Annotated in this window: 13 protein-coding genes; 4 read left to right on the forward strand and 9 right to left on the reverse strand. The window is 45.9% G+C overall.

Going from position 1 to position 13,237, the window contains the following annotated elements; all coding sequences use genetic code 11:
* Positions 1-96: 96 nt before the first annotated feature.
* On the reverse strand, positions 97-1,209 hold the full coding sequence (gene citZ / locus C8268_RS03460; protein ID WP_106766389.1) for a citrate synthase: 1,113 nt from the start codon (positions 1,207-1,209) through the stop codon (positions 97-99).
* A gap of 546 nt (positions 1,210-1,755) precedes the next feature.
* On the opposite strand from citZ, the gene C8268_RS03465 reads away from it, so the two are divergent.
* Positions 1,756-2,226, forward strand: a complete 471-nt coding sequence (locus C8268_RS03465) for a hypothetical protein (protein WP_106766390.1) — start codon at positions 1,756-1,758, stop codon at positions 2,224-2,226.
* 313 nt (positions 2,227-2,539) lie between these two features.
* On the opposite strand, the gene C8268_RS03470 is transcribed toward C8268_RS03465, so the two are convergent.
* The 8 genes from C8268_RS03470 to C8268_RS03505 all read right to left on the reverse strand — a co-directional run bounded on the left by C8268_RS03470 (position 2,540) and on the right by C8268_RS03505 (position 11,854).
* Entirely contained in the window at positions 2,540-2,932 is a 393-nt protein-coding gene (locus tag C8268_RS03470; protein ID WP_106766391.1) for an FxsA family protein, read from the reverse strand.
* 5 nt (positions 2,933-2,937) lie between these two features.
* The gene (locus C8268_RS03475) at positions 2,938-3,444 is read right to left on the reverse strand and encodes an acyl-CoA thioesterase (RefSeq protein ID WP_106766392.1); all 507 of its coding nucleotides are present in this window, start codon (positions 3,442-3,444) and stop codon (positions 2,938-2,940) included.
* A gap of 193 nt (positions 3,445-3,637) precedes the next feature.
* Positions 3,638-5,065 carry a pyruvate kinase gene (gene pyk, locus C8268_RS03480; protein ID WP_106766393.1) on the reverse strand — a complete coding sequence of 476 codons (1,428 nt, stop codon included), beginning with the start codon at positions 5,063-5,065 and terminating at the stop codon, positions 3,638-3,640.
* A gap of 113 nt (positions 5,066-5,178) precedes the next feature.
* The gene (locus C8268_RS03485) at positions 5,179-6,162 is read right to left on the reverse strand and encodes an acetyl-CoA carboxylase carboxyltransferase subunit alpha (protein ID WP_106766394.1); all 984 of its coding nucleotides are present in this window, start codon (positions 6,160-6,162) and stop codon (positions 5,179-5,181) included.
* Positions 6,162-7,052, reverse strand: coding sequence for an acetyl-CoA carboxylase, carboxyltransferase subunit beta (gene accD, locus C8268_RS03490; RefSeq protein WP_106766395.1), 891 nt, complete (start codon positions 7,050-7,052; stop codon positions 6,162-6,164). The genes C8268_RS03485 and accD overlap by 1 nt, the downstream gene beginning before the upstream one ends.
* Positions 7,053-7,209: 157 nt before the next feature.
* On the reverse strand, positions 7,210-7,398 hold the full coding sequence (locus C8268_RS03495; protein ID WP_106766396.1) for a glutamate decarboxylase: 189 nt from the start codon (positions 7,396-7,398) through the stop codon (positions 7,210-7,212).
* Between the two features lie 154 nt (positions 7,399-7,552).
* Complete coding sequence (locus C8268_RS03500) at positions 7,553-8,047, reverse strand: phosphatidylglycerophosphatase A family protein (RefSeq protein WP_106766397.1); 495 nt, start codon at positions 8,045-8,047, stop codon at positions 7,553-7,555.
* Positions 8,048-8,212: 165 nt separating this feature from the next.
* A complete protein-coding gene (locus C8268_RS03505; protein WP_106766398.1) occupies positions 8,213-11,854 on the reverse strand; it encodes a DNA polymerase III subunit alpha in 3,642 nt (1,213 codons plus the stop codon).
* Between the two features lie 134 nt (positions 11,855-11,988).
* On the opposite strand from C8268_RS03505, the gene C8268_RS03510 reads away from it, so the two are divergent.
* The 3 genes from C8268_RS03510 (at position 11,989) to C8268_RS03520 (ending at position 13,171) form a co-directional block, all read left to right on the forward strand.
* On the forward strand, positions 11,989-12,315 hold the full coding sequence (locus C8268_RS03510; protein WP_106766399.1) for a YtrH family sporulation protein: 327 nt from the start codon (positions 11,989-11,991) through the stop codon (positions 12,313-12,315).
* Positions 12,316-12,318: 3 nt separating this feature from the next.
* Entirely contained in the window at positions 12,319-12,795 is a 477-nt protein-coding gene (locus tag C8268_RS03515; RefSeq protein ID WP_106766400.1) for a sporulation membrane protein YtrI, read from the forward strand.
* Positions 12,796-12,865: 70 nt separating this feature from the next.
* The gene (locus tag C8268_RS03520; protein ID WP_106766401.1) at positions 12,866-13,171 is read left to right on the forward strand and encodes a YtpI family protein; all 306 of its coding nucleotides are present in this window, start codon (positions 12,866-12,868) and stop codon (positions 13,169-13,171) included.
* Positions 13,172-13,237 lie beyond the last annotated feature (66 nt).

Below are 13,237 nucleotides of genomic sequence, written 5' to 3' on the forward strand. Positions count from 1 at the left end.
CAAAACATGGGGAAAGGGCACAGAGTGCATCGCTGCATACATCAAAATGTGCTGCCATCGTTTACTCTGTCCCTATTGTACATAATGAATTGTTAATTAGCGCATATCAACCGGTACATATTTTTGATCTGTTAAACCTGTATACTCTGCACGCGGACGGATAATCCGATTACCGTCGTATTGCTCCAGAATATGAGCTGTCCATCCGGATACGCGGCTGATTGCAAAAATTGGGGTGAACAGCTCATGCTCAATCCCAAGCTGCGTGTATACCGATGCCGAGTAGAAATCCACATTAGGCTTAAGACCTTTTTGAGAAGTTACAGTCTCCTCGATAAGTACAGACATGTCATACAGGGAAGTATCTCCCTTCATTTGACCGAGTTCACGAGACATCTTTTGCAGATGTTTGGCACGCGGATCACCGTTTTTGTAAACCCGATGTCCAAAGCCCATAATTTTCTCGCGTTTATCCAGTTTCTCCAGAATATAGGCTTCGGCTTTATCGATCGTTCCAATCTCTTTCAGCATCTTCATGACGGCTTCATTGGCGCCTCCGTGAAGCGGGCCTTTAAGCGCACCGATCGCAGATGTAACACCCGAGTAAATATCGGACAACGTAGCCACAGTCACACGTGAAGCAAATGTGGATGCGTTCAGCTCGTGATCGGCATGAAGCACAAGTGCTTGATCCAGAGCTTTAATCGAGGTTTCATCCGGCTGCTCCCCTCTGAGCATATACAGGAAATTCTCAGCAATCGAAGCACCAGCTTTCGGAGCAACTGGCTCCTTCCCTTGGCGAGTTCTAGCAATAGCCGCAACGATTGTAGGAAGCTGGGCTTGAAGCTTAACTGCCTTTTTCTCATTGACTTCAAGGCTCATGTCATCTCCATCTTCATCATAAAGTGCCAGGGCAGATACGGCAGATCGAAGAGCGGCCATCGTATTCGCGTCTTTGGGATAGAGCTTGATCTGTTCTATCAGTTTATCCGGAATAGCTGCGTAATTGCTTAAATCCTGCTGCAGCTTCTGTAATTCCTGTGCATTCGGAAGCTTTCCGAACCAAAGTAAAAAAGCGACTTCCTCAAAACTGGCATGTTCCGCGAGGTCATCAATGTTATAGCCTCGATATGTAAGAACACCATCAACGATCGAGCTGATCGAGGAAGTTGTAGCTACAATGCCTTCCAAACCCTTGGTAGCTGTCATGCATCATCTCTCCTTTTCGGGATAAACTGAATTGGACCCTCATGAAACTGTTTTCATGAAGCCGAATAATAAATAAAAAATAACTCGAAGTGGCAAATAGCCATGATTTTTGTCTTAAAACCTTCTCATATCATACTGGATATTGTCTGATATGTGAACAATGCAGCGTCATTATCTGCATCAAAATGTTTTATCGAAACCATAAACAAAATATTATACGCTTACAATTCTGGATATATCAGTGTGCAAAATCACTATATATATCAAGGTCTTTCACTGGTTGCGTCTGGGTGATCACATACGTTTCTCAATAGAATAAAGTATAAAAACATTCAAAAATACGCGGTTAAAATGTGGGAGGTAAATCACCTCCTTGAATGAATCGGACATTTCCTAAAACAGATATATTTAAATTTTCCATCATATGACCTCAGCAGTTTAATTTCAATTGAAATAATTCCAATTGGAAATATATTGTTTTTAAAAGGTAATTATTTCATAATTAAGATGTATATTTACCATCAAATATAGAAATGGGGGGTATCAATGAAAAAAGTAGCTCTTCTATTTGTTTTAACTTTTGCACTAGCAACATCTGTTTTTGCCTCACCAAATCTTCAAGAAAGTCCAATTACAAACACCAATCAATCTAATGTCCAAGAAGATAAAACCGGACCGGTTATTACACCTCAGGTAGTTGATCCATTATTCAACACTACTCTTGCAGGCACTAACAGCACCTCAATTTTTAATGTTGCTGGAGGTTACGGTCATGTAAAAGTCTTCATTAAAAACACTGGCACATCAACTATTACTGCTACTATGGAGCATACTGATTCAAAAAAAATATATTTTAGCAAAAGCATAGCTCCAGGTAGTAGTTTGGATTGGAGAAGTTTCACCGACACTCCTCAAGGAGTCAAAGGAGGACAGTATGTGATAACCTACCGAGCTGGGGGAAAGAATATGAGCAGCCAAGCTTGGGGGCTATCCGCCACAAATAATAACGAACTCTAATAATCGAATATAAGTTTCAGGAGGCTCTCCCAAAAGATCTTAATAACCTTGGGAATCAGCCTCTTTTCTTTTTCTTAGTATGGATCTTGATTTTCAAATGATTCCGGCAAGTTTCAGACAGTCGGCAGTGTTTACCACTCCTGCATCAATTCTTCTCATTTTTGAAACCACTTACAATTCCATTATAACCATGACAATTGTCATTGTCGAATCTTGATTTTTTCAAATTGATTGTATCATAATTAAATATATTGGAAAAGACCGGCTTTATCAGCCGGTCTTTAAACAGTGAAAAACTTTGATTTCCCAGCTATTAACGCCGAAAAATCGTAATTTTTCCGTTCTTCATATTTTTCTTCATCCACTTAAGCAACAAGAATCGGTACAAAGGACGCGTCAATGGAAATACCATCGTGAACCCGACAATATCTGTCACAAATCCAGGAATAATTAATAAAACTCCACCTGCGAAAATACAGAGACCGTCCACCATCGAAGAGCCGGGAACCATCCCCGAGTTCATTTTCAATCTGGCATCTTCCATGGCCTTGCGCCCTTCAAATCTCATCATTGCGACACCAATTGCGGAAGTAAGTAATGTTAGCAGCAGCGTATTTATGCCGCCGACCCGTTCCGCAACAAAAGAAAATCCAAATATTTCTATAGCAGGCAGAAAAATAATGGCCGCCAGCATCCACTTCCACATATTACTTACTCCTTCCTTCCCAAAAGAGAACTCCTTAGAGCATCATACAACTTGGGAACACTTTTATCCAGTCTTGCCGGCCGCCAGCTTCGATTTACCCAAACATGCCGAGTAGCACCTGTGACAAGCTTATCTCCCGGAAGCTCCCCTGCCCCGTTCGCCAAAGAAACAAGTAATTCCCGTTCCTCTTCATTCAATCGGCGAACTTCATATTCATAATGGATTCGAAGCGGGGTAAATGTCGTTATACGTGTAAACACAGTTACAAGGTCATCATAGTGTGCCGGACTTTTATATTGAATATCCAAATCTACAACGGGAAGAAGTATTCCTTCTTCCTCCATTGCTCTATACGTAAATCCAAGTTGTCGAATCATCTCGGTTCTTCCGATTTCAAACCAGTTCAAGTAATTGGCATGATAAACGACGCCCATTTGGTCGCTTTCCTGATATCGTACCCTGAAGGAAGTCGAAAACCAGCTGCTTACTTGATGATCTGATGCTTTTGGCATATGCTCACCCCATTATTGACAGAAGAAACGCCTTTTGGCTTCCTTTTCAAAGGAGATCTGCCCGGCGTTTCTCAAGTAAATATAAAACAAGTATACAATATGCAATTTGTACTTTCTAATATTTTAGAAAAAGCAATGGTCGATTGCTCGTCCATTGCTTTTTGTACGAATCTATCTTTACCTATACAGAAGATTACTTCTGCGCAGGGATTTGACTAACTTTGATCAAGTTGGTTGAACCGGATTTTCCAAGCGGAACACCAGCTGTAATCACAACCAGATCGCCTTCCTTCACAACGCCGGACTTTTGTCCGCCTTGAAGAGCGTATTCAAACATCTCATCCGTAGACGTAGCGCTCTCGCCTTTAACAGGCGTTACCCCCCAAGTCAATGCCAGACGTCTCAGCGTTCTTTCCTGAGTCGTTACAGCGATGATAGGAGCCTTAGGACGGTATTTGGAAACCATACGTGCGGTTTGTCCAGATTCCGTCGAAGAGATAATCGCTTTCGCGTTCAGATCCAATGCAGAAATCGCAACGGATTGGCTGATCGCTTCTGTAACACTTGTTTCTTGAGCAATACGCTGCTTCAAGAACAGGTCGCGATAGTTCAAAGCAGACTCTGCTTTTTCTGCAATACGGGACATCGTCAGTACGGATTCTACCGGATACTTACCTGCAGCTGTTTCACCGGAAAGCATGATTGCATCCGTGCCGTCAAAAATAGCATTCGCCACGTCACTTGCTTCTGCACGGGTCGGGCGAGGGTTGCGTTGCATGGAATCCAGCATTTGTGTTGCTGTAATAACCGGTTTTCCTGCAATGTTACATTTTTCGATCATACGCTTTTGCGCAAGAGGTACTTCTTCAGCCGGAATTTCAACACCCAGATCACCACGGGCTACCATCAGGCCATCGGACACTTCCAGGATTTCATCCAAGTTATCGATACCTTGCTGGTTCTCAATCTTCGAAATGATCTGAACGTGCTCGGCGTTGTGACGCTTCAACAGCTCACGAATTTCCAATACGTCACTAGCTTTACGAACGAAGGAGGCTGCGATAAAATCGATGCCCTGCTCGATCCCGAAAATAATATCGTTGGCGTCTTTTTCAGTAATACCTGGAAGCGAAATGTTCACACCCGGTACGTTTACGCCCTTCTTGCTCTTGATTGTTCCACCATTAACGATACGGCATTTGATCTCAGTGCCTTGAACTTCTACGACAGTCAGACCGATTAAACCATCATCGATCAAGATCGTAGATCCCACCTGAACATCCTGCGGCAAATCTTTGTAAGTAATGGAAATACGATTCTTGTCACCAAGGATCTCTTCGGTAGTAAGGGTGATAAACTCATCCTCTACAAGCTCTACCGGTTCCACTTCCAATTTGCCGGTACGAATTTCCGGTCCTTTTGTATCCAAAAGAATAGCAACCGTTTTGTTCAATTCCTCAGAAGCTTGGCGAATCGTTTTGATTCGGTTGCCATGTTCTTCAAAATCACCATGGGAGAAGTTCAAACGGGCAACGTTCATGCCGGCCATAATGAGCTTCTTCGTGTTTTCCAACGATTCACTGGAAGGACCGATAGTACATACAATTTTAGTTTTACGCATTTGGGTTTCCTCCGTTTTTCAAGGGTTCTCTTTATCTCTGTTCCAACAATTAAATCTACTACAAAACTTCTTATTTGTATAGGAGTTTTGTCATATATTCATACGTAGTTCACTTATACAAGATGGTCCGGCTGTTCGGATTGTTCAAAGTCAAACTTTCCGATCTTACGGAACTTCCTATAACGGTCTTCAATCAACTCGCAGGCATCCATAACCGACAGCTCCTTCAGATGACGTATGAGTGCATCTTTGATCGCTGTGGCAGTTTCTTCATACCCTCGATGTGCTCCGCCTTTAGGCTCCGGAATAATCTCTTCAATAATTTCCATCTCATGCAGATCCTGCGCTGTAATTTTCATCGCCTCTGCAGCCTGATCTGCTTTTGAGGCATCTTTCCACAAAATCGAAGCGGCTCCATTCGGTGAAATAGCCGAGTAGATCGCATTTTCAAGCATCAATACACGATTTCCTACGGCCATCGCAAGAGCACCGCCGCTACCGCCTTCGCCGATGACCACACAAACAACGGGCACTCCGAGCGCCGACATTTCCCGCAGATTGCGGGCAATCGCCTCGGATTGTCCTCTTTCTTCAGCTGTATTACCCGGATAAGCCCCTTTTGTATCAACAAAGGTAATGACAGGACGTTTAAATTTCTCTGCCTGCTGCATAAGCCTCAGAGCCTTCCTGAAACCTTCCGGATGCGCGCTTCCGAAGAAACGGGCGATATTATCCTTCGTATCCTTTCCCCGTTGCTGGCCAAGAACTGTAACCGGGACCCCATCAAGCTTGGCCAAACCGCCTACGACTGCCAGGTCGTCACCGTACAGCCGGTCTCCGTGCAATTCAATGAAATCGGTAAAGATCAGTTGAATCAAATCAAGCGAAGTTGGCCTTTGCTGATGTCTGGCCAAGTGCATTTTTTGTGAAGGTGAAATAGAGGAATAAATCTCTTCTTCCAGACGACTATAGCGTTCTTCCAAACGGGCGATTTCATCCGTAAAATCAATCCCTTTTTCCTGTCCGAACTGCTTCAGCTCTTCAATCTTCTTGCGCATTTCTACTAGCGGCATTTCAAAAGGAAGTTCGCCTGACATTAAAATCCCCCTTTCGAGGTATGCATTTCCAACAATTTTCCGAGCATGGTGCGCAGTTCCTTACGATGTACGACCATATCCAGCTGACCATGTGCCAGATTGAACTCGGCCGTCTGGAAATCATCCGGAAGCTTCTGCCGTATTGTCTGCTCGATTACGATGCGTCCGGCAAAACCAAACACAGCGCCAGGTTCTGCAATATTAATATCCCCAAGTGTTGCGAAACTCGCTGAAACACCACCTGTTGTCGGATCTGTAATGACCGAAATATAAAGGCCGCCCCGTTCGCTAAATCGCGAAAGAGCTGCACTCGTCTTGGCCATCTGCATCAGACTGAGAATGCTTTCCTGCATTCGAGCTCCACCAGAAGTAGAAAATATAATAAGCGGTAATCCTTCATCCGTTGCAAATTCGATCGCACGGGTAATCTTCTCCCCTACAACCGATCCCATACTTCCTGTAAAGAAATCAAAGCTCATTACGGCTACGATCACAGGTTGTCCATGAATAGAGCCTTTGCCTGTAATGACTGCATCACGAAGGCCCGATTTCATCTTCTGCTGCTCCAGCTTGGTAGCATAGCCGGGAAATTGCAAGGGATCGACGGATATCATTTCTGCGTCAAACTCTTCAAAGCCTGTCTCATCCAGTGTGACGGCAATGCGCTCCCATGCGTTCAAACGCATATGATGATCGCACTCCGGGCATACCTTCAGATTCTTCTCAAGCTCTTTGCTGTATTGAATACTGCCGCATTTGCTGCACTTATTCATCAGACCTTCGGGAATTTCCCGTTTCGGACGTTCACCTTCTTCAACTAGGCCAGCCCGTGTACGATCCGAAGGAATGGTTGCATATCTTCTTTTTTTCTGAAACAGATCTTTAAACACAACTACACCTCTCCAGCCGTAAATTTGAATGCCGCAAACTTAGCAAATCTGTACATCCGAGCGCAAACGGCTTTTCGTCTTATTTGACAGGCAAAACTTACCCAAGTTTTAAGCATGGTACTTGGATTAAAACAATCTTTGCTATGTATCCCTTAAGCTAGGGGTGCAAAATCGAATTCAACACTTCCTGTACTTCCTCAAGCTCACCAGAGGGAACCAAAATCTCGAATTGTTGTTTGGAAAGATTTACAGGACGGCTCTTAACTAAAAAACCCTCTTCCGTAAGCTTGGTTTTAATCATTTCCGCCACCTTAGCGGTTGGCGCGATATAGATTACCGTCCACATGCCTTTTCTGTTCCCCCTAATCTCGTGCCATAGATATATCCTGAGCCGATATAATGGATAATGATAACATACTTCACTTTTTACCTCAACAAAAGAGAAGGGAGCAGAAAAGGCGATTCAACGGTTATAAAACAAGGGTATTATCCATCGAAAATCAATCATTATCCGTCGTATAAAAAGTTGCTTGCGGATTGTTATGAGCGATGCGGGAAGAAGCGGCAGCGGCAATTCCTGCTACAAGATCATCCAGAAAAACATGAATGCCATCCGCTTTATCGTTCAACGTTTCAATAACTCCTATTTTTTCCTTATCCAAATAACCGAAGCTGGTAAGCCCCACCATCCCGTATATACTCGTAACGCCCAGCGCCAGCGTTTCATCAACACCATACAGCGGCTCATCCTTCTCCATAATCGATTGCAGAGGCTCTGGCAAAAGCTTTTGCTCAGCAAGCTCATCCAGCGCAATTCCGGTAAAAAGAGTATACTGCACCTCTCGCTTGCCAAGCACGGCCCGTACGCTCTCCTCACATTGCTTCATCGTCAAAAACGGATGGTATTTTCTCTGCAGGCGATAAACAATATCCGCAATGGCGGATACGCTGACACCTCTACGATTCAGCATGTTCTCAGCCATTTTCATTGACATAACGAACCCCTCCCGCGGCCTTAACCGAAACAACCGCTATCATCGCCTCGATTCGACAAAGAAGCTTTGGTAACGAATATTCCGGACTTGTTGTCCTGTAGTGTCCTATGTGTATGCGGGAGAGGGTTAAAACGTTCATACATTTTTAAATAACGTGAGTAACGTCTACTTCACTTTAACCGTGTCTTTTCCAAGCATGTCTTCCATCCGGGAAAACAATGAAGGGGATGGTTTGATTCGGTAAGCATCACTCAGACCAAGCACTTTCTGGCTCCGTTCATAAAACAGCACAGTTGCCACAGGCCCCGGGTGCTGCTGTAAAAGCTCTTTCAAACGGGACAACAGCTGAGGATTTTCAGCCTCCGCCGTAATTTTCACAAAAACGCGCTGCTCCTGTTTCACCGCAGAAACCACAGCATCTTCGCCAGAAGCTGCTCTTTGTTCATCCACCGGAACGGATGCCAACGAAGAAGACTTCGGCGGTATCCGGCGGCTTACGGACGTACCTTGTGAAACCACAGCTCCTCCATTCTTGCTTGACAATCCACCGCGATAGGCCCGGCCACGTCGGATCAACCGCATCAGCTGCTCCTCTTCTAGAGGAAGCAGTTCTTCTGCCAACAGCTTAAAGCCTTCGTCCTGCTGCTGAACTTTGGCTCGAAGCACGAGAAGAGCTCCTTTCTCGACGAGATGAGCGCTTCGCTTCCACACTTCAGGGAACAGAACGACCTCACATCGTTCAATCTGATCCTCCCACTCCATGAAAGCCATCGCTTTCCCTTGCTTGGTTGTGATGGTCTTTACGGACACCGCCATTCCCGCTACCGTAACTATCGTATCGTCCGGCGCCTCGGCCAAATCCATCAGACGATCCGCTCCATGCTTTTCGAGTAAAGAATCGTATGCGTCCAGCGGATGACCAGAGAGGTACATACCGAGCAACTCACGTTCCAACTCCAGCTGCTGCCCTGCAGAATATGGCGGAATATCTGGATATTCGATGTCCCAATTTGTCGTTTCTACAAAATCAAACAGCTGGATTTGCAAATCTTCTCGTTCCTTTCGCCACTTCACGGCAGCTTCCACCGTTTCATCCAGCATAGCGATCAGCTGGGAGCGGTGACCTGGAAGAGTATCGAAGGCGCCTGCTTGAATAAGCGATTCGATCACTCGCTTGTTGCACACGCGCAGATCAACCCTGCGGCAGAAATCAAGCAAGCTTTCAAAAGGCTTGTCTTCGCGGGTTTTAACGATATTCTCCACCGCTTGAGTACCAACATTTTTAATGGCGGCCAGCCCGAAACGGATGCCGCCTTTTTTCTGTTCGAAATGGCTGTCTGAATCGGAACCGGAACGAACGGATACCGGCGTAAAAAAAGTCCCGCTTTCATTTACATCCGGCGGCATGATATCGATATCCATGCGACGGGATTCAAGAATGTATTCCGCCACTTTCCGATGGCTGCCCATGACAGCTGTCAACATGGAAGCCATGAATTGAACCGGATAATGAGCTTTAAGATAAGCTGTTTGAAAGGCAAGCACACCATAAGCGGCTGCATGCGCTCGCGGAAATCCATAATCTGCAAAACGGACGATCATATCGTACACCCGGTTTGCATCCTCTTTGCTATACCCCTGCTTCAAGCTGCCGGACACAAAGTGATCCCGTTCCCTGTCAAGCACTTCCCGTTTCTTTTTAGAAACCGCCCGTCTCAAGAGATCGGCTTCCCCGAGCGAAAAGCCAGCCATCGAAGAGGCGATCTGCATAATCTGTTCCTGGTAAACTATAATTCCATAGGTGTCGGCCAAAATCGGAACAAGGTCAGGATGCGGATATTCCGGTTTAATCAGCCCATGCTTGGCTTGAATATATTTCGGTATAAATTCCATCGGTCCTGGCCGGTACAGCGCCAGAACAGATATGATGTCTTCAAAAGAAGAGGGCTTCAAATCCTTCAATACCCGGCGCATTCCGGCCGATTCCAGCTGAAATACACCTGTTGTTTCACCGCGCCCCAGCATGTGATACGTCATCGGATCGTTATCGGGTATGTTTTCGAAATTCGGCGCTTCATCACCGATCCATCTCATGGTCCGCTCGATAATCGATAAAGTCCGGAGCCCGAGGAAGTCCATTTTCAACAGTCCGATGCTTTCCAAGTGCTCCATGGAATATTGGGTCAGCGCCGTCTTCTCACTGCCTTCCTGCAGAGGAACGACATCGGTTAACGGACCACGGGATATAACGACACCGGCCGCATGAGTGGAGGCGTGGCGCGGCATCCCCTCTACTTTGAGCGCCATTTCAAGTAGCTCGCGCACTTTAGGTTTAGTATCGTACTGTTCTTTCAACCCGGGGCTTTCCTCCAATGCCCTGGAAATGCTGATGCCCAGATGGTTGGGAATCAGCTTGGCCGCCCGGTCCACATCGCCATATGGAACATTCAAGGCGCGTCCGACATCCCTCACCGCTGCCCTTGCTGCCATCGTACCGAAGGTGATGATCTGGGCAACATGCTCCTGCCCATACTTGTGTACCACATAATCGATAACCTCATCCCGGCGCTCGTCGCTGAAATCGATATCGATATCCGGCATCGTCACTCGCTCCGGGTTCAAAAACCGTTCAAAGAGCAAGTTATACTTTATCGGATCTACGTTCGTTATCCGCAGTGTATACGCAACAAGGCTCCCGGCGGAAGATCCCCTTCCGGGTCCCACGGCAATCCCCTGTTTATGAGCATACGCGATGAAATCCCATACGATCAGAAAATAATCGCTGAATCCCATACTTTCAATCGTATTCAGCTCATAGTCCAGCCGGCGCTCAAGTTCAGCCCGGCGCTCCTCTGATGCCCATATCTCCGCTGCTTCATAGCGTTCACGAAGGCCGCTATTGCAAAGCTCTCGTAAATAAGAAGCGGCATCCAATCCTTCCGGCAAAGGCCGATATTGCGGAAGAACATACCTTCCAAACTCCAGTTCAAGATTGCACTGTTCCGCAATCGCAACCGTGTTATCCACGGCTTCCGGCACGTGTGGGAACAGTCGTCTCATCTCGTCTTCGCTCTTCAGATACAGCTGGCTTGTCGGGATTTTAAGCCGCTCTTCGTCCTCCACCGTCTTACCTGTCCCGATACAGATGAGCACATCCTGTACCTCCGCATCGTCTGACGTCAAATAGTGCACATCATTCGTTGCAGCCAGGGGAATGCCCAATTCCCGACTCAAGGCAATGAGCTGCGGATTGACGCGTTTTTGCTCCGGCAGTCCGTGATCCTGTAGTTCCAAATAGTAATCATCTCCGAAAACAGCCTTATATCGCAGCGCAGCTGCCCTAGCCTCCGCTTCCTTTCCATGAAGCAGAAGCTGGGGAACCTCACCGCCCAAGCAAGCACTGAGACAGATGATTCCCTCATGATAGGCAGCGAGCGCCTCCATATCTATTCTAGGTCTATAATGATAGCCTTCCAGATGGCCGATGGAGCACAGCTTCATCAAGTTCCGGTAGCCGGTTTCATTCTTGGCAAGCAAGATGAGGTGATAGATAGGCTGATCTTTACGGCTCCCCCGCTCTTTGCGCGATCCTGTAGTAATATATGCTTCACATCCGATAATCGGCTTGATGCCATGCGCTCGGCATGATTTATAAAATGGAACGGCTCCGTACATGACCCCGTGATCGGTCAGCGCTAATGATTTCATACCAAGTGCTGCCGCTTTCTGTACAAGATCATCAATACGTGCCGCTCCATCGAGCAAACTGTATTCGCTATGCACATGCAAATGCACGAAAGTACTCATCCTTCGCCTTCCTTTCGCCACTTAAATTCTTATTCTTATTTTATCATAATGTAGCTCTACCCGCCCATAGAATGAAACAAGAGCATCCGGACAGGCAGTCTGTTCTTTCATTCGGCAAGAAAGGGGACAAAATGATGAATGTTTTTTTATCGAAAGCAATTGTAGATTTTTTCATAGCTTTTGGCATTGTCGTTGGCGGAGCCATGGTTGGAGGAGTGGGCGCAGTACTCTCGTTACAGCCTCCGACCCAGACGATGCTTGATGTTGCAGACCGTATCAAATTTTGGGCGCTCGCTGCCGCTGTTGGCGGAACCATTGATCCCATGCGCGTCATTGAAAGCAATATGCTCGGCGGGAATCTGTCTCCCGCGATAAAACAGATTTTATATTTGGTTTTCGCATTTTTAGGAGCACATATGGGCAGTGAGCTGGTCAAATGGGTCTGCTCCAACAGGAGCTAATAAATGAGAGTGCCTCCACTTCGCCGTTTCCGTCCTTTTTATCAGGCCGCCTCGATCTTTGTACTTGGAATGGTCTTCGGGAGTGTCGTCTATAATTCGCTGTATCACGCCAGTTATAACAAGTTGTGGATGAATAATAAGGATCTTCAAATCCAAATTCACCAGTACGAGGAAGATATTAAAACTTTGAAAAAATATAGCAAGCAGCCGACCGTCATACGGGAAATAAAGATTCGCACGGAACAAAAAGACAAGCCGATCGATTCATTGGTTGAAAAAGAAATCATCCAGATGATGGGTCGGGATCTCGCAGCACTCCGGGGCAGAAGCATCTTCGATATCGACACTGACAGCAAGCTTACACGCTCACTGCTAGACGATAAAATATACACGATCCGGGATAAAGACTATAAGATCCAAATCAGAACCATGCTTGTTATGGAAGGGGTTCTGCAAATTTGGGTAGATATCAGCAGTTAATCTGCACTTCTGAAAGGATTCATGTTACACTATGGATATTCTTTACATTGTTAAGGGGTGCTATAATACCATGCTTGATATTATCCGCTATATTCTGTTCGCCGTACTTGTTATTTCATGCATCGCTGCTGCATTGTTCAGCTTCCGTGCCCGCAGGATGCCGAACCCACTTGACCGCGGAATCTTTCTTGGAATGATGAATATCAGTATGGGAACGATGCTGGTCGCCCTCTCCTTTATTGCCATGCTGATGTTCAGAGGCTCAACACCTGCAGTAATCGTCGAAGCGGTCTTCATCGTACTGGGGGCTTTCAACATTTTTGCAGGCATAAGAAACACTACTTATTACTCTCGTCAAAAATCAGCACAAAGCTAAAACAAAAAACAACATAAAAACGACATACGAACAACATACTTTTGATATAAAACTTACCATAAACTC

This window comes from Paenibacillus faecalis (genome assembly GCF_900289175.1).
GTDB lineage: Bacteria > Bacillota > Bacilli > Paenibacillales > Paenibacillaceae > Paenibacillus_AQ > Paenibacillus_AQ faecalis.